Origin of the sequence: Peribacillus frigoritolerans (genome assembly GCF_040250305.1) — a bacterium.
Lineage (GTDB): Bacteria > Bacillota > Bacilli > Bacillales > DSM-1321 > Peribacillus.
On the sequence record NZ_CP158190.1, the window covers coordinates 1,032,319 to 1,058,241 of the forward strand.

At 41.2% G+C, this 25,923-nt stretch carries 25 protein-coding genes; 20 read left to right on the top strand and 5 right to left on the bottom strand.

All coding sequences use genetic code 11. The annotated features are described in order from the left end of the window. Window positions 1–21: 21 nt before the first annotated feature. From ABOA58_RS05070 to ABOA58_RS05085, 4 genes are all read left to right on the top strand, one after another. Window positions 22–1,590: a SagB family peptide dehydrogenase gene (locus ABOA58_RS05070; protein ID WP_350301477.1), complete on the top strand. Its 1,569-nt coding sequence runs from the start codon at window positions 22–24 to the stop codon at window positions 1,588–1,590. Window positions 1,591–1,782: 192 nt separating this feature from the next. After that, the gene (locus ABOA58_RS05075; RefSeq protein WP_350301478.1) at window positions 1,783–3,213 is read left to right on the top strand and encodes a PLP-dependent aminotransferase family protein; all 1,431 of its coding nucleotides are present in this window, start codon (window positions 1,783–1,785) and stop codon (window positions 3,211–3,213) included. A gap of 1,481 nt (window positions 3,214–4,694) precedes the next feature. Then, window positions 4,695–4,889: a hypothetical protein gene (locus tag ABOA58_RS05080; RefSeq protein ID WP_350301479.1), complete on the top strand. Its 195-nt coding sequence runs from the start codon at window positions 4,695–4,697 to the stop codon at window positions 4,887–4,889. A gap of 238 nt (window positions 4,890–5,127) precedes the next feature. Next, window positions 5,128–5,577 (top strand): YfmQ family protein, encoded by a 450-nt coding sequence (locus ABOA58_RS05085; protein ID WP_350301480.1) that lies wholly within the window; start codon window positions 5,128–5,130, stop codon window positions 5,575–5,577. 157 nt (window positions 5,578–5,734) lie between these two features. Here ABOA58_RS05085 and ABOA58_RS05090 read toward each other — a convergent pair whose 3' ends face one another. From ABOA58_RS05090 to ABOA58_RS05100, 3 genes are all read right to left on the bottom strand, one after another. Continuing rightward, window positions 5,735–6,577, bottom strand: coding sequence for a MurR/RpiR family transcriptional regulator (locus ABOA58_RS05090; protein WP_350301481.1), 843 nt, complete (start codon window positions 6,575–6,577; stop codon window positions 5,735–5,737). A 153-nt stretch (window positions 6,578–6,730) separates the two neighbouring features. Next, window positions 6,731–7,423 carry an N-acetylmannosamine-6-phosphate 2-epimerase gene (locus ABOA58_RS05095; protein WP_350301482.1) on the bottom strand — a complete coding sequence of 231 codons (693 nt, stop codon included), beginning with the start codon at window positions 7,421–7,423 and terminating at the stop codon, window positions 6,731–6,733. 31 nt (window positions 7,424–7,454) lie between these two features. Further along, window positions 7,455–8,990 (bottom strand): maltose/glucose-specific PTS transporter subunit IIC, encoded by a 1,536-nt coding sequence (locus ABOA58_RS05100; protein ID WP_350301483.1) that lies wholly within the window; start codon window positions 8,988–8,990, stop codon window positions 7,455–7,457. A gap of 360 nt (window positions 8,991–9,350) precedes the next feature. On the opposite strand from ABOA58_RS05100, the gene ABOA58_RS05105 reads away from it, so the two are divergent. The 14 genes from ABOA58_RS05105 to ABOA58_RS05170 all read left to right on the top strand — a co-directional run bounded on the left by ABOA58_RS05105 (window position 9,351) and on the right by ABOA58_RS05170 (window position 22,783). Then, on the top strand, window positions 9,351–9,701 hold the full coding sequence (locus tag ABOA58_RS05105) for a DUF2294 domain-containing protein (RefSeq protein WP_105718871.1): 351 nt from the start codon (window positions 9,351–9,353) through the stop codon (window positions 9,699–9,701). Window positions 9,702–9,893: 192 nt separating this feature from the next. Further along, entirely contained in the window at window positions 9,894–10,931 is a 1,038-nt protein-coding gene (locus tag ABOA58_RS05110; protein ID WP_350302800.1) for an ABC transporter substrate-binding protein, read from the top strand. A 22-nt stretch (window positions 10,932–10,953) separates the two neighbouring features. Continuing rightward, window positions 10,954–11,883 (top strand): nucleoside hydrolase, encoded by a 930-nt coding sequence (locus ABOA58_RS05115; RefSeq protein WP_350301484.1) that lies wholly within the window; start codon window positions 10,954–10,956, stop codon window positions 11,881–11,883. Window positions 11,884–11,907: 24 nt separating this feature from the next. Further along, complete coding sequence (locus tag ABOA58_RS05120; protein ID WP_101224383.1) at window positions 11,908–12,732, top strand: ABC transporter permease; 825 nt, start codon at window positions 11,908–11,910, stop codon at window positions 12,730–12,732. A 6-nt stretch (window positions 12,733–12,738) separates the two neighbouring features. Further along, the gene (locus ABOA58_RS05125) at window positions 12,739–13,527 is read left to right on the top strand and encodes an ABC transporter permease (RefSeq protein WP_350301485.1); all 789 of its coding nucleotides are present in this window, start codon (window positions 12,739–12,741) and stop codon (window positions 13,525–13,527) included. A 15-nt stretch (window positions 13,528–13,542) separates the two neighbouring features. Next, the gene (locus ABOA58_RS05130; RefSeq protein WP_350301486.1) at window positions 13,543–14,607 is read left to right on the top strand and encodes an ABC transporter ATP-binding protein; all 1,065 of its coding nucleotides are present in this window, start codon (window positions 13,543–13,545) and stop codon (window positions 14,605–14,607) included. Between the two features lie 16 nt (window positions 14,608–14,623). Next, on the top strand, window positions 14,624–16,342 hold the full coding sequence (locus ABOA58_RS05135; RefSeq protein WP_350301487.1) for an adenine deaminase C-terminal domain-containing protein: 1,719 nt from the start codon (window positions 14,624–14,626) through the stop codon (window positions 16,340–16,342). A 156-nt stretch (window positions 16,343–16,498) separates the two neighbouring features. Then, entirely contained in the window at window positions 16,499–16,693 is a 195-nt protein-coding gene (locus tag ABOA58_RS05140; protein WP_127778047.1) for a hypothetical protein, read from the top strand. 683 nt (window positions 16,694–17,376) lie between these two features. Next, window positions 17,377–19,281 carry an endonuclease MutS2 gene (locus ABOA58_RS05145; protein WP_350301488.1) on the top strand — a complete coding sequence of 635 codons (1,905 nt, stop codon included), beginning with the start codon at window positions 17,377–17,379 and terminating at the stop codon, window positions 19,279–19,281. A 346-nt stretch (window positions 19,282–19,627) separates the two neighbouring features. Further along, window positions 19,628–20,041, top strand: coding sequence for an RrF2 family transcriptional regulator (locus ABOA58_RS05150; RefSeq protein ID WP_348963479.1), 414 nt, complete (start codon window positions 19,628–19,630; stop codon window positions 20,039–20,041). Between the two features lie 66 nt (window positions 20,042–20,107). Further along, window positions 20,108–21,013, top strand: a complete 906-nt coding sequence (locus ABOA58_RS05155; RefSeq protein WP_350301489.1) for an NAD(P)/FAD-dependent oxidoreductase — start codon at window positions 20,108–20,110, stop codon at window positions 21,011–21,013. 45 nt (window positions 21,014–21,058) lie between these two features. Then, window positions 21,059–21,685 (top strand): class I SAM-dependent methyltransferase, encoded by a 627-nt coding sequence (locus tag ABOA58_RS05160; protein ID WP_350301490.1) that lies wholly within the window; start codon window positions 21,059–21,061, stop codon window positions 21,683–21,685. 29 nt (window positions 21,686–21,714) lie between these two features. Continuing rightward, complete coding sequence (locus tag ABOA58_RS05165; RefSeq protein ID WP_350301491.1) at window positions 21,715–21,873, top strand: hypothetical protein; 159 nt, start codon at window positions 21,715–21,717, stop codon at window positions 21,871–21,873. A gap of 670 nt (window positions 21,874–22,543) precedes the next feature. After that, window positions 22,544–22,783, top strand: a complete 240-nt coding sequence (locus ABOA58_RS05170) for a hypothetical protein (RefSeq protein WP_350301492.1) — start codon at window positions 22,544–22,546, stop codon at window positions 22,781–22,783. A gap of 273 nt (window positions 22,784–23,056) precedes the next feature. Here the strand turns inward: ABOA58_RS05170 and ABOA58_RS05175 are convergent, their stop codons facing one another. Both ABOA58_RS05175 and ABOA58_RS05180 read right to left on the bottom strand, forming a co-directional pair. Next, a complete protein-coding gene (locus ABOA58_RS05175; protein ID WP_350301493.1) occupies window positions 23,057–23,200 on the bottom strand; it encodes a YrzO family protein in 144 nt (47 codons plus the stop codon). 33 nt (window positions 23,201–23,233) lie between these two features. After that, on the bottom strand, window positions 23,234–24,199 hold the full coding sequence (locus ABOA58_RS05180; RefSeq protein WP_350301494.1) for a DMT family transporter: 966 nt from the start codon (window positions 24,197–24,199) through the stop codon (window positions 23,234–23,236). A 134-nt stretch (window positions 24,200–24,333) separates the two neighbouring features. Here ABOA58_RS05180 and ABOA58_RS05185 point away from each other — a divergent pair, with 134 nt between their 5' ends. Both ABOA58_RS05185 and ABOA58_RS05190 read left to right on the top strand, forming a co-directional pair. Further along, the gene (locus tag ABOA58_RS05185) at window positions 24,334–25,230 is read left to right on the top strand and encodes a LysR family transcriptional regulator (RefSeq protein ID WP_350301495.1); all 897 of its coding nucleotides are present in this window, start codon (window positions 24,334–24,336) and stop codon (window positions 25,228–25,230) included. A 379-nt stretch (window positions 25,231–25,609) separates the two neighbouring features. Next, a complete protein-coding gene (locus ABOA58_RS05190) occupies window positions 25,610–25,786 on the top strand; it encodes a hypothetical protein (protein WP_214786801.1) in 177 nt (58 codons plus the stop codon). The last annotated feature ends 137 nt before the right edge of the window (window positions 25,787–25,923 follow it).

Here is a 25,923-nt window from a genome sequence, read left to right on the forward strand (position 1 = left end):
GGTGACTTAGGAGGTTGGAGGATGAGTCTAGAGGCATTTTTGCACAATTTGCATTTTGATATCCAAAAGGCAAGTCCGCCGGATTGGGAAGTGGATTGGGAAGATGCACCGCTAACGTATAAGCTTTACCGTGACTTGCCTGTTTTTCCACTCTCACTGGAGGTGCCGCTGACGCTCGAGGGGGGGAGCGGGCCTTCACGGCAGGACCTCGAAGGAATCGGTCATTTCCTCTGGTACGCATATGGCCTGACCCAAGTCAGCCAGGTTCCGAGATCCTCGGAATCTGAGGACCTCATGCAGTCATTCCGGCGTTTTCCGCCATCAGGGGGAGCTTTGTATCCAAGTGAATTGTACGTATACTTGAAGATGGAGGGATTACCTGCTGGCGTATACCATTATGATGCAGCACACCACCGGTTGGTTTTGGTGCGGGAAGGGAATTTTGATTCCTATTTAACAAAGGCTCTTGGTGAATCCTTTGATATGTCAGCATCCTTTGGCACGGTTTTCGTATCGACGATGTTTTGGAAAAACTTCTACAAATATAATAACTTTTCATACCGTCTGCAAGGTCTGGATGCGGGCGTGCTTCTTGGACAGTTGCTCGAAGTGGCGAAACGGTTTGGAATCGCCGCCGGGGTGTGCTTCCAATTTCTTGATCGGGCCATCAATCATCTGCTCGGGCTTTCGGAAGAGGAAGAGAGCACGTATGCGGTGATGCCCTTATCGACAGAACCTTCTTTTAGATTTAGAGAAGAAAGGAGTATGGACAGAAATGTCACCTCGACGGAATTATTGCTGGAATTGACGGAAATTCAGCCTGAACACTATGTTCGTTCGCAGAGGATCAGGGAATTTCCGTTGCTAACTAAACTGAATGAAGCATCCATGATCGAATCCACCCAATCATTCCGGCGGATCCATCCAAAGAATGAGGCGGACTCTGAAGGGAAAATTGTAGCGCTTCCTATCGTGAAGCGGTTGTCCTATGACTTGGCATCAGTTTGCCGGAAGCGATTTTCACCTGAAATGGACTTCGTACTCGGGAAAGTCAGTCAATCGCAACTGGCCGCTCTCCTGCAGGAGGCAACCGCTTCATTCTCCTATCGAAATGACTTGGATGGAACAAACGAGAACAACGAAAATCGCGTTTCCCTCTATGCTTGCTTATATAATGTGGAAGACATACAAGATGGTGCATACCATTATGACAGCACGACACATTCATTACGACAGATACAACCAGGAGATCATCGGCTCCTATTGCAATACGGAATGTCCCTCGATATCATGAATTTTCAGCAAGTGCCGATCTGCATACATGTAGTTGGTGAGCGGGACCATTCCAAAACGCAACTTGGATATAGAGGATACCGCATCCAGCAAATGGAGGCGGGGATGCTCGTTCAGAAATTACTGCTGGCGTCGTCAGCCCTCGGAATGAACGGGCACCCGCTGCTCGGCTTTGATGTGAATATGTGTGATGAACTTTATAAGATAGACGGTCCGCAAAGGAAAACGAGCCTGATCCAAATCCCGATCGGACACTATCTGAATCGCCCTTGGCTGAAGGGGAGTCTGCATAGTTGAAGAAGATGAAACGAAAGCCTCCATTTCATTTGGATGGAGGCTTTCGTTTTTATTTTGTAGTATGGCAGAGTGCAATAATCTCTGCTGAAGATTATACTGAAATAAGAGGTTTTACTACTTTTGGGAATGAATAAGTATATGAAGTTATTAATGCAGTACGCTTTTAACTAAACATTTTAAAGGATGTAGCTTATGGAATGGAAAACGGACAGAAAATCCAAGAAGCCTTTATATAAACAAATAGCAGCTTACATCGAGAGTGGCATTGCTGATGGAACATTTTTATTGGATAAGCCGTTACCATCTGAACGCTTCTTGGCAAGTGAACTGGGAGTTAACAGAAGCACAGTTGTTGCGGCTTATGATGAATTGGAAGCAAATGGGCTGGTAGAACGAAAAAAAGGAAGCGGAACGATGATCAGCAAGGATATCTGGGGAATTACCCGAAAACGTATCCCTAGTTGGAATAGATATATCGAATCGGGTTCTTTTTTGCCTAATATGCCAGTAACCCAAAGAATACGTAAAGAGACGGAAGGGCATAACCTTATTAACTTAGCTAGTGGGGAGCTTTCAGAAGACTTATTTCCAGTCCAATCCTTACGTGAAATCATTTCCAATAGGTCCTTCATTGGTAGCTTAGGTTATGATCACCCTCAAGGCAATGCGGTTTTAAGGGAAACGATAGCCAATCATGTTAAACAGTATAGGAGAATTAACACGGATCCATCTTCTATACTCATTACTTCTGGTGCACAGCAAGCCCTGCATCTGGTGGTCCAATGCTTGTTAAAGCCAGGAGATGCCGTTGTATTGGAAGATCCATCATATAGTTACAACCTTCCCATCTTTCAATCCGCGGGCCTAAGAATTTTTCCTTTATCAGTTGATAAAGATGGCATCAACCCAGAGGATTTACTGGAACTCCATAAAAAACATCGGATAAGGATGATTTTTTTGAACCCTGTATTTCAAAATCCTACAGGAACTGTCCTTCATATCAACCGTCGTAAAAGGATTCTTGAACTTTCATCCGAATATGGAATACCGGTCATAGAAGACGATCCTTATAGTTTAACTTCCTTTGCCGGTGAAGAAATTTCCACTCTTAAATCGATGGACAACAACGGAAATGTTTTATATATAAGCTCTTTGTCAAAAATTGTTGCTTCCGGTTTAAGAATTGGGTGGATTATAGGACCGAAACCAGTTATTGAGAGACTATCCGATGCTAAGCAGCAGGTTGACTTCGGTCATGGCTCATTCACTCAATGGATAGCAAACGATTTTTTGGATTCAGAGTATTTTCCTGCCCATCTTGCCTGCTTAAGGGGGCAACTGGAAAAAAGAAGGGATGCAATGGTTTCGAGCCTTCAACAATTCCTGCCAAAAAAAGTTGATTATTATTCGCCAAATGGTGGAATTCATTTGTGGTGTAAACTGAAAGTGCCATTGCACGAATTAAAGCTACTGGAGGAATCCATCAAAAGGGGAGTCATATATGTTCCGGGTTCAACACTAGGTACAGATGAGGGATACGTACGCTTTACTTTTGCAAGGGAAAATGAGGATTCCATTCACGAAGGCATCAAAAGGTTTGCAGAGGCTGTAAAAAGTTTATAATCATATGGATATTCACGAGAGAGAGTCATGAGGATTCCGTGATTCCAGACTGTAGACAAACTTGTTCGGTTTGCCTGCAGTTTTTTTGTACAATTTAGATGTTGATTTCCACTCCAGGCACTCGCTTTCCGCGGGCGGTCCGGGAGCCTCCTCGGCTTACGCCTGCGGGGTCTCCCGTAGACGCGCTTTTCCCGCAGGAGTCTCGCACCTTCCGTTCCAATCAACTTTGTGTTAACATCCCTTTCCGCCGACTGGCTTCCAAGCCGCATCAAAGCAAGCGCCTGTGGTGTCTCGGCTAGCCAGTAATTCGGCAGGAGTGTCGCAAATTTCTTCAATCCAATTAGGGTTACAGTAAAAAAATCATAAAGACCGGAGCTGTTTATCGACCCAAACCACACAATATTTCGGAGTTAAAGCACTATATTCGACCTAACCACACAATATTCGGCCGTTGAGGCACTATATTCGACCTACCCAGCACTATATTCGACCGTTCACGAATTTTATTCGACCTTCACCTCACTTTTCGGACTTCAATCCTCATTTTGTCTAGAGGCTTATACAATTTAGGTGTTGATTTCCACTCCAGGCACTCGCTTTCCGCGGGCGGTCCGGGAGCCTCCTCGGCTTACGCCTGCGGGGTCTCCGTAGACGCGCTTTCCCCGCAGGAGTCTCACACCTTCCATTCCAATCAACTTTGTTTTAACATCCCTTTCCGCCGACTGGCTTCCAAGCCGCATCAAAGCAAGCGCCTGCGGTGTCTCGGCTAGCCAGTAATTCGGCAGGAGTGTCGCAAATTTCTTCAATCCAATTAGGGTTACAGTAAAAAAATCATAAAGACCGGAGCTGTTTATCGACCCAAACCACACAATATTTCGGAGTTAAGGCACTATATTCGACCGTGGAGGCACTATATTCGACCTACCCAGCACTATATTCGACCGTTCACGAATTTTATTCGACCTTCACCTCACTTTTCGGACTTCAATCCTCATTATGTCTAGAGGCTTATACAATTTAGATGTTGGTTTCCACTCCAGGCACTCGCTTTTCGCGGGCGGTCCGGGAGCCTCCTCGGCTTACGCCTGCGGGGTCTCCGTAGACGCGCTTTTCCCGCAGGAGGGCTCACACACCCATTCCAATCACTATTTATAGGCTTTAGATAGTGACGAAATCATGATCTTTTTCTGTCTTTTTTGTGGAAGCAAGTTAGGTCTGAGTTCCTGCAATACGTGGTATCTTAGCCATTTCTTCAGTGGCGCTTTGCACTTTTTTATGTATATTAACGAAAGAATTCAACAAGTGGATGGTGGAAATTTCACTTAATTGGATGGTCCTAAAATTGGTTGTTCTTTTATTATAGAGAAGTAGGCTTTTTCTAATATATTTACTCATTAAACGTGAAGCGCGATCTACGATGGGAATCGGAATGATTTGAAATGGTTCAAGGAAATAGATAATAATATTGGGAGGCGTTGTATTTGACGATAAGTGTAATATTAGTAGTAGCCATTAGTTTAGTTGCTCTGGTTGGCACCCTTTCATTAACGGGGAAGAGTGATAGTGATTATTCTGCAGCAACGAGAGGGAATTTGTTGAACCTTAGTTATATTTATATTGGTCTTGCCCTTGTATTAACTGTGGGCATCATCTACTTCGTAATAAAATCAGCCTAAGATACCGTGAATGATTATTATAATAGACTATCAAAATGCATAGAAATATTGGCTTAATCGTGATTCATAAGACATACTCTATTTGTGAAAAAATGTGAATTTGTTCACAAATGTGACGAAAATTTGAACGAAAAAAATCTGATAGATGGCTTTAAAAAAATGAAACGTTAATAGAACGGTCACATCAAAGAAAAACTGACCGCCTCTTAAAATAATAATGTAGCGGAGATGATCAAATATGACATGGCCTGTATTGATTTTGACAATTATCTTAAGTTTGCTCAAATTATTAGTTACCTGTCTTCCAACCGATGCAGTGAATTGGATTATGAGTAAATTTAAAATACATTCAGAAGTTAGTGACGCGAATTCAATCATAACCTTTGATGGAAAACGTTTGGAAGGTGAAGATAAAATTCAAGTGCTTAATTATTTTAACGAAGCTAGGTTTTTGAAAAAAAATCATATATTCCCCGGGAACGAGCAATTGTTTTTACATCCAGAGAACAGCGGGACTCCAATAATAATTGATGTAAAAAGAGGAAAAAACGATGTTAGATTATTTGTGTACATTTACAACGACCACGTGGACGTAGTCAAACAGTACAAGAATAAAGTAGTTGCGTATAGTCTTCTTTCCGAGAGCCTTCAAGAACGTTCCATGCCAGTAATAAGGAATTTAATTTAAAAGGAACAAAAGTGAACTGCACCCCAATTGCCAGTAACAGCTAACCAATTGGAGATGCAGTTTTTTTATGATGAATAACAAAGGACTTTCGCTCAGATTCAGCTAAACAAGCAAACTGATAACTTCAATGTACTTTTATTAACGGATCGGCCAAAAGTCAGTCGTTCTCGGTTAATACCTTTAAAGTTTTTTCCCTGATGCTAATCCTGTTTTTATAATCTTTAGCTACCAACTCTGTATATATTAAATCAAAAAGTAAAAGCAGCGGAAGCAATGGAGAGATGTTTTGTCCCATATGCATGCTGTTTTTACTTGTGACCAATAGTGATAGATCGCCAAGCTGTGAGAGCTCGGAATTCTTATCTCCAGTAAAGACCAAGATGCGTGCGCCTTGCTTCTTTGCGATTTTAACTGCAGAAATTACTTCTTTCGTCGTTCCGGAAATGGAAATGCCGATGACAACACTATTCTCGTTACTTAAAGCTGCATCCATCATGGACTGATGGGGGTCTGTAATGGTTTCGACAGTTAAGCCGATACGAAAAAACTTGGACTTGAACTCCTGGGCCGCTATACCTGAACTCCCTATTCCATATACATGAATCTTATTTGCCTTTGTAAGGAAAGATACAGCTTTTTGGATATTGTCATATGTCGTTATATGAAAGGTATTATCGATGATACCTAAGTGATCTTGATACAGTTTAGCGAAATAATCCACCTGCTTGATGTTCTTCATGTTTTTCGGCGTATTTCGGAGATCCACGAACCTTTTTAACTCATGCCTGAACTCATTAAACCCAGAAAAGGCTAATTTCTGGCAGAAACGCGTAATGGTTGCAGGTGAAATATGAAGCTTTTTAGCTATTTGACTGATGGTTAACTGACTTACTTCTTCAGGGCGCTGCAGAATATAATTGGCCAATTCTTCTTCTGTTTTGGTGAACTTGTCCATGCTGCACTCTATGCCATATATGAGGTTTTCTGCTAGATATTCCATGTGATCACCCATTTCGGATTTCTTATCTGTATTTATAGTTTAATGTATCCATTAGGGACGTCAATAACCGGAGGAACGTTTGCAGCAATTTGAATCGAACAAAAGACCCAAACTATTGCCAGTCTGGGTCTTTTCATTACTATGTGCCATTTTCTATTCTTGGATAGCGTCCACGAATCTTTTGGTGATTTGCTGCGGCCTGGTAATGGCACCGCCCACCACTACAGCATGGACATTCATATCCAATACAGAGCGGGCGATTTCTGGTGTAATGACATTTCCTTCCGCGATCACTTTAGCTTTGTTCACTGCTTTTACTATTTCTTTGAGGACAGCATAGTCATCCTGATATATTTTCTGGCCGAGAGTTTCGTTCGTATACCCGTATAAAGTGGGCGCCACAATGTCGAATCCTAAATCGTCAGCGTATTTGGCTTCCTCAATGGTGGATACATCCGCCATTAGTAGAACATCCGGATATTTTGCTCTTATTTCACTGTAAAACTGCTTTAGCGTTTTACCGTCCGGCCTTACCCGGGATGTAGCATCCGTCGCAATGATTTCGGCTTTGGTTTCCATCAATGCATCAATTTCGGCCATGGTGGGAGTGATATAGACATCGTTTTGTCCATACACCTGTTTAATGATCCCTATGACTGGAAGGTCCACATTTTTCTTGATTTCCATTATGTCAGCTACAGAGTTTGCGCGAATGCACTTCGCACCGCCTTCTTTGGCAGCAATGGCCATGCGTCCCATAATAAAAGGGCTGTGCAGCGGCTCATTCTCCAATGCCTGACATGATACAATTAAGCCTTTGTGAATTTTATCCAGCACTTGTTGCATGTTTAACACGTCCTTATCGTTATCTATGTTCTCAATGACCCAAGTATTCTTCCACTTCATTTTTGATGATCGTCACTTGGGGACCGTAAACTATTTGAATGCCATTTCCTTTTTTTACGACGCCTTTTGAACCGGTTTGTTTAATGACGTCTTCTTTCACCAATGATTCATCCTTTACCGTGACACGAAGACGGGTTGCACAGCAATCGACTATATCGATATTATCCTGTCCGCCTAATCCATTGACGATGGTCTGGGTTCTCTCTGATGCCGTTACTTGTGTAACAGCGGCCTGTTCATCATCTTCACGTCCGACCACTTTCAAATTCTTCTTCCTGATCAAGAATTTAAAAGTGAAGTAGTATAGGAAAAACCACGGAATGCCGACGAGAAGTACATACAACCAGTTTGTTTTACTGATGCCCTGGAGTATCCCGAATAAAGTAAAATCAATAAATCCTCCAGAAAAGGTTTGGCCGATCGTTATATTGAATATATCTGCCATCATGAAGGCAAGTCCGTCAAACAAGGCATGAAAAACATAAAGGATCGGTGCGACAAATAAGAAACTGAATTCAAGCGGTTCGGTGATGCCTGTTAAGAAAGAGGTCAAGGCAGCTGAAAGAAGCAAACCGGCCACGACTTTCTTATTTTTAGGTTTAGCGCAATGATAAATGGCCAATGCCGCGCCAGGCAGACCAAACATCATCGTGATGAACCGTCCCGACATGAACCGGGAAACACCCTCATAATACTTGACGGTAGTTGGGTCGGCCAATTGTGCAAAGAAGATATTCTGGGTCCCGCTGACAAGCTGCCCTTTAATCTCCATCGTTCCGCCTAAAGCTGTCTGCCAGAAGGGAAGGTAGAAAATATGGTGCAGCCCTAACGGCCCGAGCATCCGTAATATGAATCCGTAAAAGAAAGTCCCGATCGTACCTGTGCTCGTTACCAGCGCACCTAATTGGTTTATGAAAAGTTGGAAATAAGGCCATACGATAAAAAGCACGGCTCCAACCAAGATGGACGCGAAGGAAACGATGATCGGAATGAAACGTGAACCCCCGAAAAACCCTAACACTTGCGGAAGCTGAATTTTATTATATTTATTGTGCAAAAGTGCGGCAACGATACCTACTACGATACCGCCAAACACACCGGTCTCCAGAGTCTGGATCCCGACCGCCATTCCTTGTCCGGCACCTGCCAAATTCTCTTTGGCAAGTTCCCCGTTTATTTGAAGCAGTGCATTTATTGAACTGTTCATGACGAAGTAGCCGATCATGGCTGCCAATGCAGCGGTCCCTTTATCCGACCGTGCCAAGCCTACTGCAACACCTACGGCAAAAATAACCGGCAAGTTGCCGAATACGATGCTTCCTGCAGAACTCATGATCGTGAAAATGGCCTGCAGCCAAGCAAAGTCTAAAAATGGATAGGCCTCAACTGTATTTGGATTGGAAAGAGCACCGCCAATTCCCAGCAATAAACCGGCCGCTGGCAAAACGGCAATCGGGAGCATAAAAGATTTACCGAACTGCTGCGCTTTCTCAAAAGCTTTCTTCATAATGATTCCTCCCTCATTTAACGAGCCTTTGATACTCTTTATTTTTTATCGCTCTATACTAGCTATATTAAATCCCCGTGAGAGCGTTTTCAATGCGATGAAAGGTTATATCAACTGTTTTCAATCTTGTGCTTATTTCTCTGAAAAAGTTTTCATTAATAGAAGGTGCTGGATTGAATAAAAAGTTATATGAATATATTGAAATCTTTATTGCTTATTTTTATAATTCGTGTATTGGTGAGTAAACGTACTATTTAATAAGAAAAAACATTTTTTTTATCCAAAATCCGAATATTATCTTGTGCAATCAAGAAAAAGTATATATAATTACCTCAAACGATAGTTTGGCAGGTGATAGTCATCTTACCGATAAACGCTAACGAAACGAAGAAATTGCTTTCTCATATGTATAATGAGGTATCGAAGGAATTGTTCGGCTTTGGTACGACGCTGCTGAAGGTTACTGTTGAGCAGAATGTGATTACATTTCAGGCCAAACATCGACGTGCCCCGCGCTCTGAAGCTTTAGAAGGGGAAGTTCCCAGCCTGAAGCAGGAGGTTGACTTCCATATGTCCCTGCTTTATAAAAAGAAACTGAAACAAAAGTTGGAAACGCAAACGAATTGGGATATCGAAGCTGTCCTGAGGGATTATGACTCAGCGACGCAGCTGGCATTCACCAATATAGTATTGAAGGAAAAAAATATATAATCATATAAATGGATTTCCCTTCGGATTTATCTGGAGGGGACGCCACTAGAGAACCAAATGATAAGTTTTATCTTTGTTTACAAAGAAAAGACAATCTTGGGTAGAATTTCAATTCTATTTAAGATTGTCTTTTTTTACATGTAAATCAGTAAAAAGGAAATTTTAAACAATATGAACTTGGAGGTTTGGATGATGAAAAAAATATTGATGATGTTATCACTTTTCACATTAGTTTTAGCTGCATGCTCTTCAAAGGACAATGGAAAGGAAAAACCAGCCAAATTAGTCGTTTCCACTTGGGGATTCGCCGATGATTTCTTCCGTCCTGAAGTCTATGAGCCATTTGAAAAGAAGCATAATGTAGAGATTGTAGTTGATTCAGGAAATAATGCAGATCGATTGAACAAAGTACGCCAAGCGAATAGCGATGTGGATGTTATCTATTTATCCGACTACTATGCACAGCAGGGCATCGATGAAGGGTTATTTGAGAAAGTTGACTACAGCAAAATTCCGAATATTGATAATATATACGACAAAGCAAAAGCACCGAATGGCGAGGAGTTTGGACCAGCCTATACCATTGCACAATTTGGAATTGCCTATAATCCTGATGAATTGAGTAAACCGATCACTTCTTGGAAAGATCTTTGGAGCAAGGATTTGGCAGGGAAGATCACGATCCCATCCATCACATCGACAACTGGACCGATGTTTTTGGATGCCGCTTCAAAAGTTAGCGGAAGTAAAGAGTTCAATGAAGATAAAGCCTTCGATCAAATGAAAAAGATCATGCCGAATGCGGTTAAGGAATATGGGCAAACATCAGAGTTCGTCAACATGTTCTCGCAAGGGGAAATCGCTGCAGGCCCGATCATGGAAATGTATTTTGGCGATTTACAGGAAGCCGTTCCTAATGCTAAGTTCATTTCCCCAGAAGAAGGCGGCTACGCAGTGATGAATACGGTGAATATTGTTAAAGCCAGCGATCAAAAAGAATTGGCCGGCGAATTCATGAATTACATCTTAAGCAAGGAAGTTCAGGAAAAATCAGCAAAAGCGAAAGTGGATTCTCCTGTCAATACGGAAGTCAAGCTCTCTAAAACGGAAGCGAAAGGCTTAACCTATGGAGATGAAGTCATTGACAGCCTGCGTGTATTGGACATGAAGTATGTTAATGAAAACTCTAAACAATGGATCGATCGTTGGAATCGTGAGCTTACACACTAAGGAAAGAGATGAGGTGTGCTTGATGAAGAAAAAAATGATTCTTGATGTGGATACTGGAATAGATGATGCGATCGGGATCATTCTTGCTGTTAAAAGCCGTCAATTCGACATATTGGCGGTCACAACAGTCAACGGGAATGTATCACTTGATACGGCCACATTGAATACATGCAAAATATTGGATTTATTGAGTGAACAGGACATTTCAGTCATAAAGGGGGCAGATAGCCCAATTATCAGGAGGCCCTTTTTTGAACACCGGATCCATGGCGAAGACGGGATTGGCGGAGCCTTGAAGGATGTGCCGGTCAAAAAACAGCCTGATGATGGATTTGCTTCTGATTTCATCATCAATTCCATTTTGAATTTTCCTGGTGAAGTGACGCTTGTCATGACGGGACCTCTTACGAATTTGGCATTGGCGGTGAAAAAATGTCCGCAAATCACCAAGCTTGTTAAAGAAGTCATTTTCATGGGCGGAGTTATCAAAGGGGTTGGCAATGTGACGCCAACCTCTGAATATAACACGTATGTCGATCCTGAAGCAGCCAAAATCGTATTACAGGCGGGATTCGCATCCATCACGCAAGTTGGTCTTGATGTCACGAGAAAGGTTCTTTTGGGTGAAGAGCATATCCAATTGATTCAAAACCATGAACTTGCTGACTATATAAGGCAAAGTACATCAGATTATCGGAAAAGGTATTTTGAACGTAACGGTATATGGGCATGTGCGATGCATGATCCATTAGCTGTAGCCATTGCTTTGCAAGAAGATCTTGTCACCAGAGAAGAATATTATGTGGATGTTGAAACAAAAAGCGAGCTTTGTGACGGACAGATGGTTTGCGACTTTCAAAATAGGCTGATGAAGCAGCCAAATGCGCATGTTTGTCTGGACGTCGATGCGGAAGCGTTTTTCGACCTGTTCATTCGCATAATCAATTCATAAATAATACGAACAGGGGGTTCCGAGGTGAAGAAACGCTATCTATACCTGTTGCTGTTACCAGGCGTTCTATTTTTAACGATTTTCATGATCATTCCGATCCTAATGACGATTGGCACAACCTTTTTTAATGAAAGCGGCGGTTTTTCCATACAAGGATATCTCGATTTTTTCCAAGACCGATACTTTATTGAAATTCTGCTGACGACACTTAGGGTGAGTCTGTTCACGACAATCATTTGCATTCTATTAGGATTTCCAGCAGCTTATTATATTTCAAAACTGAAACAACGAAAAAAAGCCATCATGCTTTTGCTGACGATCTTTCCGCTATTAACAAGTCCTGTTGTTCGTTCATTCAGCTGGATGGTGATCATCGGTAAAAACGGTGTGGTGAATAAATTGCTTATGGGCATGGGCTTGATTGAAAAGCCGCTTGATATTTTGTACACGCCAACTGCCATCATCATCGGGTTGGTCCATTTATTCCTGCCATTGATCATTGTGACGCTGGTGGGTGTGATGGAGAACATCGAGACTGACTTATTAAAAGCGGCGGAGAGCCTTGGAGCATCAAGATTGGCAGTATTCTCAAAGGTGATCATTCCGCTTTCGGTTCCAGGCTTGGTCATTGGCAGCATCCTTGTTTTTGTAGGAAGCTTCACAGCCTATACAACGCCTGCTTTATTAGGCGGGAAACAGCGGGTCATTTCGACATTTCTTTATCAAAACGCAATTACATTGAACGAATGGCAAGTGGCATCGATTGTCGCTACGATAATGATTGCCGTGACAGTTCTTATCATATCGATCATGAATGGTTTGGCAAAAAAATTAAATCCAAAGGGGTAGAGGTGTATGCAGGAAAAAAATCGAGGATTGGCCCTGTTTACATTCCTAGTGTTCCTTTTTTTACTAGGGCCTTTGCTTATCATATCCGTTACGTCATTTGAAGGCGGAAATATTTTGAAGTTCCCGCCAGAAGAGTTTTCTTTAAGATGGTACGAAAATATTTTTAACGTGGAAATGTTTTTGGTCGCTTTTAAAACGTCCATCCTTGTTTCACTGGGAGGCAACCTCTTGGCACTGTTACTGGGAGTGCCGGCTGCCTATGCATTAAGCCGGTTTGATTTCAAAGGGAAAAGCGTGATAAATGCCTTTTTCGTTTCTCCTATATTAATACCGGGAATTGTGCTTGGTTTTGCGTTTTTACGTTATATTGTGGGGACTTATCAGCTACCGATTTATGCGGCCCTGTTTGTGGGACATACTGTTATCATGCTGCCGTTCATCATCCGTGTGATTTCTTCAAGCTTATCAAACTTTGACTTTTCCATCGAAGAAGCGGCGGAGAGTCTCGGAGCCAGTAAATTGGGCACATTCTTTACAGTCGTCCTCCCGAACATAAAATCAGGAATTCTGGCGGCAGTCATGATCGCCTTCTTGGAATCCTTCAATAATGTCGACATTTCCGTTTATATGACAGGCCCTGGGGTAAGTACGTTTCCGATTCAGATGCTGACGTATGTGGAGAACTACTTCGATCCTACCATTTCGGCCATTTCCGTATTGCTCATGTTCATAACGGCTTTCTTCATGTTTATAGTAGAACGGCTCATGGGATTGTCTTATTTCACAAAACGATAAAGGAGGTAATGATGGGTGGCTTTATTCACTTTACAAGATATATCTGTAGCATATAACAAACAGAATATATTAAAAGATTTCAATCTCGAGATTGAAAAAGGGAAGCTTGTATCCCTACTTGGCCCGAGCGGCTGTGGGAAAACGACGACCCTGCGTTTAATTGCCGGGTTTTTACAGGCGAACGAAGGGAAGTTTTTATTCAAGGAAAAGGACTATACGAAAGTGCCCGTCAACAAGCGGAATTTTGGCTTTGTGTTCCAAAACTATGCATTATTTCCGCATTTGTCGATATTCGATAATATTGCATTCGGTCTCCGTCTGAGAAAGAATTCAAAAAGTGAAATCGAAAAAAAAGTAATGAATGTGCTCGAAATCGTTAATTTGAAAGGTTTTGAAAAGCGATATCCCCAAGAGCTTTCCGGAGGGCAAAAGCAGCGGGTCGCGATTGCCAGGGCGCTGGTGATTGAGCCGGACATCCTCTTATTTGACGAGCCATTGAGTAATCTTGATGCCAACTTAAGGGTGAATATGAGAGTCGAGATTCGCCGTATCCAACAAGAGCTGGGGATTACGACGGTATATGTTTCGCATGACCAGGAAGAATGCTTTTCGATATCCGACCAGGTGGCGATCATGAATAAAGGGATCATCGAACAGCTTAGTGATCCTGCGACCATTTACAAATATCCTGAAACCAAGTTTGTCGCTGACTTCATCGGCTTCAAGAACTTCATTGACTTCGATAAGCGGACGGATCATGACGGTAAAATCGAACTGAACAAATCTGGATACTCATTTGTGCTGCACAAGGATCCGCAGATGACCAATTCAACGGGAAAAATAGGCGCCATCAGGCCGGACGATCTGTTGATCAGGGAAAAAGATAACACGGGAACTGTTCAGGAAAATAGTTTATCTGGCCGAGTCAAGGTAAGTACCTATCTTGGAAGAAGCTATCAATATGTCGTTGAAACGCCAATAGGGGATTTCACTGTGAACAAGGAAATGGCGGAATCCTATCGGACGGGTCAGGAAATCATCCTTGAAATTCCGAGAAACCAGATGGTGCTTGTTGACTAGCTTAGGAGGGTAAGTTATGCGAATGGATATGCTTGTAAGAGATATCAACGTGTTTAACAGCTATTTTAAAAGATTCATTAAAGGGAATGCAGCCATCAAGGATGGAAAGTTCTATTATATTGGAGAACGTGAATTGGATGCCTTCGAGCCGGATCGAATCGTCGATGGACAGGGGAAGTATATGGTTCCAGGTCTGATCGATATCCATCTCCACATTGAAAGTACAATGGTGACGCCTGCGACTTTTTCCTACGGGTTAATCAAAAATGGCGTGACGACGATCGTGCCGGAACCGCATGAAATGGCCAATGTTTTCGGCATTTCCGGTGTGAAGGAAATGATCAAAGCAAGTCAAGATTGCGTAGCGGATATGTTTTATGCCATCCCGAGTTCCGTTCCAGCCACATCGATGGAAACAACAGGCGGTTCGATCGAAATAGATGATATTGACGAATTGATGCAAACGGAGGACATTATATGTCTCGGCGAGATTATGAATTACTATGAGGTCATAACCGACCCGGATTGCAAAACGAATAAGATCTTGTCCCATATCCGTTCCCGTTATCCTGATCTGATCATAGAGGGGCATGTTCCAAAGCTGCTCGACTTGGACTTGCAAAAGATTATAAATGCCGGAGTGAATTCAGATCATACACACCAGACCGTGGAAGGGATGGATGCGAGGATCGCTGCCGGGATGTTCATTGAGATTCAAGAGAAATCAATGACTGAAGAAGTGATGAATTACTTGAAGGAAAATCAGGTGGATGAACATTTCTGCTTTGTCACCGATGATGTCATGACCGACTCTTTCCAAAAAAGGGGACATCTTAATGTCCTTTTAAAGAAAGCAATCCAAATGGGGATGACTCCGGAAAAAGCCATTTATGCATGCACCTATACACCTGCACAGCGGATGAGGATGTATGACCGCGGCGCCATTGCACCTGGAAAAACGGCAGACTTCGTGCTGCTATCGGACTTGGAAACATTTGAAATTGAACAAGTATACAAAAATGGTGAGCTAGTTTATGAATCTTCACGTCCATATGTACAAGAAGTGAAGGAAGAACAATTTCCTGAGCATTTCTATCAAAGTGTGAAGCTTGCGGAACTTACCGAAAACGATTTTAACATCACGATCCCGGATAGGCTTGAAAGCAGCATGTGCCGGATCATAAACGTGCAGAACGGTTCTACTTTCACATCTGAAACCCATGATCGTATCGAAGGGAAGAATGGTCAATTAGGCTGGGAAGAAAGCCCTTATGGTTTAATCGCCACATTCGAACGATACGGGAAAAACGGTAATCGGGCGCACGGGTTGATCACCGGCGATGTATTGAAGCGTGGAGCTGTCGCCACAACCTATTCGCATGATAACCATAACCTTCTGGTGATTGGCCATAATAAGCAGGATATGATGATTGCCGCTAACGAAGTGATTAGGAAGCAAGGGGGAGTCTGCTGTGTTGAAGGTGGCAAGGTCTTATCGATGATTCCTCTTCCGGTAGGAGGGATTCTTTCCGAAGAGACGATGGACATCGTATCAAAGCAGGTTCAGCACCTGACAGATGCACTTAAATCGTTAGGCTACGAACATTATAATGTCATCATGTCATTAAGCACCTTATCGCTTCCTGTCAGCCCGGCTCTGAAAATAACCGACCATGGATTGATCAACGTGAACAAAGGGAAAACAGTCCCTCTCATAATGAGTGATGAAGCTTAAACCGAAAAGGGGATTATCCAATGGATAATCCCCTTTTCTTAATGACTTACCTGGCGTCAAATGTTAGCTGGACTTGTTTATTTTCAAATAATTACCATTAAGGTAAATATATGATAAAATAGAGGGACAACTGAGGATAGAGTGGTAGGTCACGCTTTGCTTTTCCATCTAATGATAGATTGGAAAGGAGGTGACCGCTTGATTCATTTCTTATTGAACTTGATTACAGATATGGGTAAAGAGATATTTGTTGCTGTAGCAACCAGTCTTATCCTGTCTATGTTCGCCAAGAAACGGAAAAAGAACCACTCATCCTCCCAAGATGGCAATGGTTCTTCTTCTGACGATTAATTAAGTTAGTTGTGACCAACCACTCTTGCTAGTTGTCAGCCTCATGTTAGCGCATGAGGCTGTTTTTAGTTTATGTCAATATAAGGATAACATACCCCGATTTTAAAGTAAATATTCAGACAATCAAAATACTGAAGCGTGAAAATCTTGAACTGGATGCATTTTTTTTCTTGAATAGAATGATCCATCACATCACCTCTTTTAATAAAACTTTGGAAAATGGCAAAAAATGAATTGACTCTTTCTTACTGATATGGTATGTTAATTCCAATCTAAGAAAAGGTGTGGTGTTTTATGTCGGGAGTAGGTATCAACTAATTTAGTTGAATAAGGTATTTAATCACTGATATGTCAGTGGATTAAGTATGCCTTTTTTCACAGTGCAATTCTGCATTGTGAATACCTACCTTAAGACTGCTTCCTTTTCCATAAATCGTGTAACATGCAGGTGTTACGGCGAAAAGCATGGTGGGATTTGTCCTATCATGCTTTTTTGTGTACGCAGGTCTATTCGAGCTGCCCAATTTGTTATCGATTTTAGGTACTTATCTATAGATAAGGCCGATGCCCGCAGGAGCTTTCTACTCAAATGGCTTGTTCATTTGTAAAGGTAGGGGGACCATTGCGGGCATTTTTTGGATTCGGGAATTTTAATCACTCACTCATTCAAGGAGGATCATTAGATGAATACAATGACTTATGAAAAATTACAATATATCCAACTCAAGGAAATGGTCAAAAACCATTGCGTAAGCGGTTTAGGAAAAGCATTATTGGATCAGCTTAAGCCGAGCAGCAATTTGAAGGTCGTTAAAAATCGTTTGAACGAGACTACGGAGGCAAGGAATTTACTGAATGCGGAAAGCCATATTCCCTTAAAAGGCATTTCACATATTGGCCTCCATATCGACAAGCTGGAAAAAGGTATGATTTTGGAGCCGTCAGAGTTAGTGGCGATAGCGGACTTCTTAAGAGGCTGCAGGAATATCAAGAAATTCATGACCGATAAAGAGTTCTTTGCACCGACACTGCATTCCTATGCCCGCTCCATGACTGAATTCAGGAGCATTGAAGAGGAAATCCAATTCACCATAAAGGGAAATGCAGTCGCTTCCGAAGCAAGCAAGGACCTGAAACGGATCAGGAACCAAATCATCAAGACAGAAGGTAAAATAGAGGAACGGCTGAATAAGTTCTTGAAGAGCGGAGCCAATAAAGAGTTCATTCAGGAATTTTTCATCAGTAAAAAGGATGATCGCTACACCATCCCGATCAAAGCCTCCTATAAAAATCAAGTGGCCGGAACGATCGTGGAAGTATCGGCAAAAGGGGCTACCGTGTTCATTGAACCTGCCTCTGTTACGAAATTGAATGTAGAATTGGCAAGTTTAAAAGCGGAGGAATCGATGGAAGAGTATCAACTTTTGGCCACATTATCCGGAACGGTTTTCGAACAGCTGAAACCGATCAAGATAAACATCGAGTTGATCAGTCAATATGACATGATCTTCGCAAAAGCCAAGTTCAGTAAAAGCATGGATGCCATCGAACCGAAAATCAATAATCACGGTTATATTAAATTAACGGGCTGTAAACATCCACTATTGCCGCAAGACAGCGTACCTTTGGATTTTGAAATCGGTAAGGACTATCGCAGCTTGATTATTACAGGCCCTAATGCCGGGGGGAAAACTGTCGTCCTGAAAACGATCGGCATCCTTACATTGGCTGTCATGTCAGGGCTGCATGTTGCAGGGAAAGAGGGGACGGAGCTTGCCGTCTTTGACCAGGTATTCGTCGATATCGGTGATAATCAAAGCATGGAAAATGCACTGAGCACGTTTTCATCACATATGAAAAACATCTCGGAAATCATGGGGGCAATAACCAATAACTCCTTGCTGCTGTTCGATGAAATCGGGAGCGGAACGGAACCGAATGAAGGAGCTGCTTTAGCGATTAGCATACTTGAGGAATTTTATCAGAGGGGCTGCATAACCGTTGCGACGACCCACTATGGTGAAATCAAGCGCTATTCGGAAATACACAGTGATTTCATGAATGCGGCCATGCAATTCAACAGTGAAACACTTGAGCCAAAATACAAGCTGTTGATCGGTCAATCCGGGGAAAGCAATGCCCTTTGGATAGCTAAAAAAATGAATGTCCGTGAAAAGGTTCTGCAAAAGGCAAAGCTCTATATCGAAAATAAAGACTACGACTTGGAGCGTGTCCCGGAAGGTAAAATCAAAAAAGCGAAGCCAGCAGCCGTTCCCAAAGAAGCATCTTATGAATATGAAGTCGGTGATAAAGTGAAGGTAAGCGAACTGAATGGATATGCGATCGTTTATAAGAAAAAGGATTCCTACAATAATGTCGTCGTCCTTTTCGAAGATACCTTCAAGGAAGTTCATGCCAATAAGCTCGAGCTTGAAATAAAGGCCGTCGATTTATATCCTGAAGGCTATGATCTCAATTCTTTATTTGTCAGCTACAAAGAACGGAAAATGAACCACGACTTAGTGCGGGGATCGAAAAAGGCGTTAAAGAATGTAGCAGCGGATATTCGGAAGAAGCTTGGTGAATAAACAGGGTTGGATTTTGAAAGGGAAAAACAAATCCTGATAATTAATGAAATTGTAATAGCGGTTGTAATAACCGTGTTCCACCCAAAAAGTTAGACATCGGCAGGGTATGAGTTCTGTATTAGCAGGGCTCATACCCTTTTTTGATTACTTTCTCGTGTGGATAAACCCGTTCTAAAAAGGGATACATAATATGAGAGTACTGTTGTTTAAATAGTATTACAAGAAAAAATTTTAGCAGTATGATCATTGTTAGGTGAGGAAAAAAGTTTGCGGTTTTTTGCAGCTTGAGTTACAATCAATTACGGATATTAAAAGTCTGTAATAGTTTTAATTATGAGGTGCATCAATGAAGTATTCAAAGGCAACCAATTATGCACTACATACAATGGTGCATTTAACGATGGAACCAAAAGGTCAGACGGTAAGCGTGGATCAGCTGGCGTGTATGCAGGATTTGTCTCCGACGTACTTGTCGAAGATTTTGACGAAGCTTGTGAAGGCTGGATTAATTGAATCAGTGCCAGGGGCAAAAGGCGGCTACAGTATTTCACGCCGCGCGCAGGACATTTCGTTTCTGGATGTTATTGAAGCGGTGGAGGGTCAGTCGGTGCTGTTCAACTGTGCGTTTGACCATGAAGAAAGCGATTGTTTAATTGAGCGCGTGATGATCGAGGCGGAAGGCAACATGAAGAAAGAACTGGCTGGACGGACCATTCAGAGCATTGCGGAGCAGAGTAAGGAGACAAAAAAAGAAAAATAAATTTTTTTACACAAATTAAGGATATTAAGGGTCTATAATAGATTTTATAAAGAAGGAGTGTTTCATGTGTTGGATTGTGTAATTATTGGCGGAGGACCTGCTGGACTGAATGCCGCGTTGGTCATGGGGCGTGCTGGACGGAAAACAATTTTGTTTGATGAGGATAAACCCCGAAACCAGGTGACGCAGGAGTCGCACGGATTTATCACACAGGATGGGGTAAAGCCTTCAGAGTTCAAGAAGCGGGCAAGAACGGATGTCCAAAAATATCCGTCTGTCTCCATTAAGGAGGAGCGGGTGGAGATTATTGAAAAAGCCCGTGGTGTGTTCCGAATTCAAACGAAAGGCGGAACGGATTACATGGCGAAAAAAGTGCTTCTCGCAACAGGTCTTCGGGATGTTTTGCCGGAGATTCCAGGTATTCAGAGTGTGTACGGAACGAGTGTTTTTGGCTGTCCGTTTTGTGACGGCTGGGAAATGCGGGGCCAAGCATTGGCGGTGATTGCAGAAAATGAACGGGCTTTTCATATGGGAAAACTGCTGTCAAACTGGAGCAGTGATGTAATGGTGTTTACAAATGGCTATCACGTGCTTGATGAGGAGAAGGATATCTTGGCTAGGCAGCACGTAACAGTCGTGGAAGAAAAGGTTGAAAGTCTTAAATCGAAAGGAGGGAAGCTGACATCGATCCGGCTGCAAAGCGGACAGGAAATCAAAAGGGAAGCAGGGATTGTGGTGACAGACTTGGTGCAGTCTGCTCCTTTTGCGGAGCAGCTCGGCTGTGATATCACTCCAAACGGCGGGATTAAAGTGGATTCATTTGGACGAACAACTGTTGAAGGAGTATATGCATGCGGAGATACATCACTTAGCACGCCTTCCCAACTGGTGATTGCGGCGGCGGAGGGCAATAAAGCGGCGGCTGGAGTCATCATGGATTTAGTTGAAGCTGCATTTCTTTTGGAAGCATAAAATCCTTTTTTAAAGAAAGAGACCATTTGTAAAGGAGAATGAAGTATGACGGAAATCTGGGAATCAAGTTTTATAGACAATCAAATGATGTGGGGATTTGAACCTTCAGACTCCGCAATCTTGACAAAGGACTTTTTCCTTGAAAAGAAAGTTAAGGATATATTGATTCCAGGTATTGGATATGGAAGAAATGCCAAGGTTTTTACTGACAACGGAATACATGTAACAGGTATCGAAATTTCAAAAACAGCGATTGAATTGGCAAGTAAAAATGGGCTTAATCTTAATATTTTTCATGGTTCAGTAACCGATATGCCTTTTGATAATAAACTTTATGATGGGATATTTTGTTATGCTCTTATTCACTTATTGAATAATCGTGAGAGAGAGAAGTTTATTAAAGCTTGCTATAATCAGTTAAAGCCAAACGGATATATGATTTTTACTACTATTTCAAAAGAAGCCCCAATGTTCGGTAAGGGCAAACAACTGGGTAAAGACTATTTCGAGATAATGGAAGGGATGAAAATGTTTTTTTATGATCCTGACTCGATTAAACAAGAATTTGGAAAATATGGGCTGATAGAGTTTTCGGAAATTGTTGAGCCCCATAAGAATATGGAAAATAAACCTCCATTTAAATTTATAATGGTAAAATGTCAAAAGGACTAGAATGGCTTTATCCATAAAAAGGGCATGTTTTGATCAAGCATTTTTTCAACACATGCTCTTTTCTATTTGCTCTCGATTCTTTATTTGTCGGCTACAAGGAAAGGAAATTGAACCATGACTTAGAACGGGGATCGAAAAAGGCGCTAAAGAACGTAGCAGCGGATATCCGGAAGAAGCTTGGTGAATAAACAAGGGTGGATTTTGAACGGAAAAACCAAATCCTGATGACTCATGAAATTGTAATAAAGCGGTTGTGAAAAAATGACATCGGCAGGGTATGAGTTCTGTTTTAACAGGGCTCATACCCTTAATTTTGTCTTAATTTCTCGTGTGGAGAAAGAGAATTAGGCTATAGACGCAGATATGAAAGGTATTAAACAATTAAAAAATGTAAAGAGGGAATTTTAAGTTTAATAACTATTAAATTTGAAAATATTCAACAAATGAAGAAACAACAAAATCAATTAGAGATGAACGATAAAATAATAAAGGGTACTAACAACATTTCGAAAAAGGTTGTTAGTATCACCAAAATATTTAGCTTCTTACATCTTTTGAATGATCAAACATCTTTAAAATAAAAATTGCACTTAGAAAAAGTACTGGAATTCCTACAACAAAGTAATAAATACCTTTGGGCATATACATATCAAAGAAATATAAAAATAATACTACCCAGAGAAATAGGACAATATATTTGATTGATTTTTTCATTTTTGATCAATCATCCTTTAAATTAATAAAAGTCTATCCAACCATTATTAGGCCTCTTATCTCTTTTATCAAGTGGTTTTGCCAACAATAAAAAATATCCTTTTTTCTACAATAAATATTTTTTTTAGTTGGTGGGTTCCAAAAATGAACAGTACAAATTCAGAATTGATACAGGCCATTGTTTTTCGAGATACCTTCAAGGAGGTTCATGCCAATAAGCTCGAGCTTGAAATAAAGGCCGTCGATTTATATCCTGAAGGCTATGATCTCAATTCTTTATTTGTCAGCTACAAAGAACGGAAAATAAACCACGACTTAGAGCGGGGATCAAAAAAGGCGTTAAAGAATGTAGCAGCGGATATTCGGAAGAAGCTTGGTGAATAGTACGATCATCAAAAATGCAAAAAAGCCTCTCTAAAAGGTTTCAGTTATTAGATCTAAATTTAAAAAAGTAGATTGGAACGGAAGGTACGAGACTCCTGCGGGAAAAGCGCGTCCAAGGGAGACCCCGCAGGCGCAAAGGCGTCGAGGAGGCTCCCGGACCGCCCGCGGAAAGCGAGTGCCTGGAGTGGAAATCACGTTCAAGTTGTCTATGTCTACAGTTTGAAGCCTCTCTAAATGAGAGGCTTTTTTACATTGTATTGCCAAAATTCTCTTTTATTGAGTTCTTTTACTTCTTTCATGATATAGATTAATTAATTCTGCATTTTGCTCATTCATCTTTTTCACATTCTTATTAATCGTTGCCAATTCCCATAGTACGGCTAATCCAAAGATTAGTATAAGCGTTAATAAATCCATCGTTGCCCTCCTATTGATGTTTTGTACCTTTAATTAAATGATTCTTTTCAATTTCCTTGGATTCAATTTCTCAACTTGGGAAGGCAAGTTTTTTCTTTGATAATAATTGTTTTGAATCAATGCATATATGACTAAAAAAGTTCCCAGTAATTCGAATGATGATAGTGGTTTTCCTTGGATAAAAACGATGATCAACGTGGTTATTGGAACTAAATTGATAAATAGGATTCCATTGATCGGCGTTAAAAGTTTAATGCCTAAATTCCAGCTTAAAAGGGCTATGGCACCAGGGAAAATAATCATGAAAATCATCTCGCCATAAATGGATTGCATAACCTCTGCTGTAGGGACAGAAAGGCCCATTGCAGTTGCGAGGAATGTTATGATGGCTGATACTGCAGTTCCTAAGATGCACGTTAAAGTCGAATAGCGAAGTGTTGACCATCCATTAAATTGGTTGCCGCCCATCGTATATATAACCCAGCCTATAACCCCGATGAGGATGAAAAGGATAGGGATGAGGCTATCTTTCAATAAAAATACGAATGATATATTGCCATTGGTAATGACAAGAAAGGCCCCTATCAAGGCAATGAACATGCTGGCAATGGTATATTTCATGGGCCTGGCATTTTTGAAAACCCACAGAATTAAAATTGAAATCATGGGCATTAATGATTCCATGATGGAAGCAACAATTACCCCGTTATGTCCCAGTAAGTCTTGACCTGCGAAAATGAGAAAGTTGTATACAGTGAACGCCATCGTTCCAAAAAACAATAATTTCTTTCCTTTCCCTTCAAGGCTAAATGACTTCTTACCCTCTTTAATTAAAAGTAATATCCCTAAAATTACGCTAACAGCTAAATATCGCAAAAAAGAGAAATAAAAAGGATCAATATACATTAGTGCCCTTTCTGCAACTGGAAACATCGCTCCCCAAGAAATGCTGGCTGTCAAACATAAAAGTGCACCGATTAAAACTTGATTTTTTTTCATAAAAGCTTCCCCTCAAAAATAATGATTGATTAAATTCCTATACACACCTTATGATAAAGTCATTATCATGTAAAATGACTTAAAATGAATATAATCATCATTATTAATGATAGTTGAGAAAGGGGGTCACTTTTATGGAAATGCGGGATTTGCAAATATTCCAGTGCGTCGCTAAATATGGCAGCGTAAGTAAGGCGGCTGTTGAGTTGAATTACGTCCAATCCAATGTAACGGCGAGGATTAAGCATTTAGAGCAGGAGTTACGGACGCCTTTATTCAATAGGCATAAACGCGGCATGTCTTTAACTGCAGAGGCCAGAAAAATGCTGGAGTATGTAAACAAAATTTTGCTTGATGTGGAAGAACTCAAGCAAGTATTCCTGGATAGTGAAAGACCTACAGGGATATTGAACATCGGTACAGTTGAAACGGTCAGCGATCTTCCCAAGATTCTAGCTTCTTATCATAAACAGTATCCAAATGTCGATTTATCCATAAAGGCGGGGTTAACAGAAGACCTGATTAAGGATGTCATTGAACACAGGCTGGATGGCGCTTTTGTTACAGGACCGATTAAACATCCGCTCATTCAGCCATACGATGTATGTACAGAAAAACTTGTATTAGTTACAAGAAATGAAACATTTAACCTTGAAGAAATCATAACAGAACCATTTTTAGTATTCAGTCAGGGGTGTGGCTATCGCTCCAAACTGGAACAATGGCTGAGGGAAGAAGAAGTGATGCCCAAAAGGATCATGGAGTTCAATGTATTGGAAACGATCTTAACCAGCGTAACACTCGGCCTTGGCATTACCCTCGTTCCACAATCAGCGGTAAATCACCTAACAGCCAATGAAAAAGTGTACGTGCATGCAATTCCGGAAGAATACCGCAATATCTCGACTGTCTTCATCCACCGTAAAGATGCTTATATGACAAACTCGATGCAAAGCTTCTTGCAAACGATTGAAGCTCATCATGAAAGCCGATCTAAGCAAAATCCTGGAACTACTCCTGAGCTGATATGAAGGAAGGGGGAGCAGCATATCGCTTTATATAGAATGATAGAGGATCGCTGAAACCGTCGATTATTAGGCTGCGAAACTATTCATAAGAAGTAAAACATGGGGATACTGGGACAGCGATATAGCATAGTAGGGTATTTATTATTGCTTCGGTTTCCTTATGCTTGTCGTTTATTTTCTAACGTTAACTTGGAAAAGTATTTGTGAATTATTTAGACAAAAGCCAACGATTTCGTTGGCTTTTTGTCTGTACGATCATTTCAATTTTCATACATTCAAATAACCTTCTTAAACTAAACTGGTAGTTTAGCTATAGAAAAATTGTATTACTTTTCATCAATTGGGAAAAAATATAAATAATAACAAGAAGGAGGGAACAGAGATGGAAGTAAATATGAGTGTTGAAGAAGTCGTGAATCAAATTTCTGAATTAGTAGAAAAAGAAGGGAAGCCACCTCGAAAGAAAGAGGTAAAGAAGTCAGATCCGGAGTTAATGAAGAATGCATTGTATTATTTTCCCAATTGGGATACTGCAGTAGAACATAGCATTGGATCTTAACCAAAACATATATTTTTCAATTAGTACATATAAGGCAAGGGAAGTTATGAAGGCCGCCAATTGGCGGCCTTTTGAACGTGCGGTTCTTTACATTATCATACATTCAAGCACTCCTATTCAAACTATCTATCGAATAG

What these genes read in the sequence shown, in the direction of transcription:
- ABOA58_RS05070 (WP_350301477.1), top strand. Translation starts at nt 22, where the DNA reads ATGAGTCTAGAGGCATTTTTGCACAATTTGCATTTTGATATCCAAAAG.
- ABOA58_RS05075 (WP_350301478.1), top strand. Translation starts at nt 1,783, where the DNA reads ATGGAATGGAAAACGGACAGAAAATCCAAGAAGCCTTTATATAAACAA.
- ABOA58_RS05085 (WP_350301480.1), top strand. Translation starts at nt 5,128, where the DNA reads ATGACATGGCCTGTATTGATTTTGACAATTATCTTAAGTTTGCTCAAA.
- ABOA58_RS05090 (WP_350301481.1), bottom strand. Translation starts at nt 6,577, where the DNA reads ATGGAATATCTAGCAGAAAACCTCATATATGGCATAGAGTGCAGCATG.
- ABOA58_RS05095 (WP_350301482.1), bottom strand. Translation starts at nt 7,423, where the DNA reads ATGCAACAAGTGCTGGATAAAATTCACAAAGGCTTAATTGTATCATGT.
- ABOA58_RS05100 (WP_350301483.1), bottom strand. Translation starts at nt 8,990, where the DNA reads ATGAAGAAAGCTTTTGAGAAAGCGCAGCAGTTCGGTAAATCTTTTATG.
- ABOA58_RS05110 (WP_350302800.1), top strand. Translation starts at nt 9,894, where the DNA reads ATGAAAAAAATATTGATGATGTTATCACTTTTCACATTAGTTTTAGCT.
- ABOA58_RS05115 (WP_350301484.1), top strand. Translation starts at nt 10,954, where the DNA reads ATGAAGAAAAAAATGATTCTTGATGTGGATACTGGAATAGATGATGCG.
- ABOA58_RS05125 (WP_350301485.1), top strand. Translation starts at nt 12,739, where the DNA reads ATGCAGGAAAAAAATCGAGGATTGGCCCTGTTTACATTCCTAGTGTTC.
- ABOA58_RS05135 (WP_350301487.1), top strand. Translation starts at nt 14,624, where the DNA reads ATGCGAATGGATATGCTTGTAAGAGATATCAACGTGTTTAACAGCTAT.
- ABOA58_RS05145 (WP_350301488.1), top strand. Translation starts at nt 17,377, where the DNA reads ATGAATACAATGACTTATGAAAAATTACAATATATCCAACTCAAGGAA.
- ABOA58_RS05150 (WP_348963479.1), top strand. Translation starts at nt 19,628, where the DNA reads ATGAAGTATTCAAAGGCAACCAATTATGCACTACATACAATGGTGCAT.
- ABOA58_RS05160 (WP_350301490.1), top strand. Translation starts at nt 21,059, where the DNA reads ATGACGGAAATCTGGGAATCAAGTTTTATAGACAATCAAATGATGTGG.
- ABOA58_RS05170 (WP_350301492.1), top strand. Translation starts at nt 22,544, where the DNA reads ATGAACAGTACAAATTCAGAATTGATACAGGCCATTGTTTTTCGAGAT.
- ABOA58_RS05175 (WP_350301493.1), bottom strand. Translation starts at nt 23,200, where the DNA reads ATGGATTTATTAACGCTTATACTAATCTTTGGATTAGCCGTACTATGG.
- ABOA58_RS05180 (WP_350301494.1), bottom strand. Translation starts at nt 24,199, where the DNA reads ATGAAAAAAAATCAAGTTTTAATCGGTGCACTTTTATGTTTGACAGCC.
- ABOA58_RS05185 (WP_350301495.1), top strand. Translation starts at nt 24,334, where the DNA reads ATGGAAATGCGGGATTTGCAAATATTCCAGTGCGTCGCTAAATATGGC.
- ABOA58_RS05190 (WP_214786801.1), top strand. Translation starts at nt 25,610, where the DNA reads ATGGAAGTAAATATGAGTGTTGAAGAAGTCGTGAATCAAATTTCTGAA.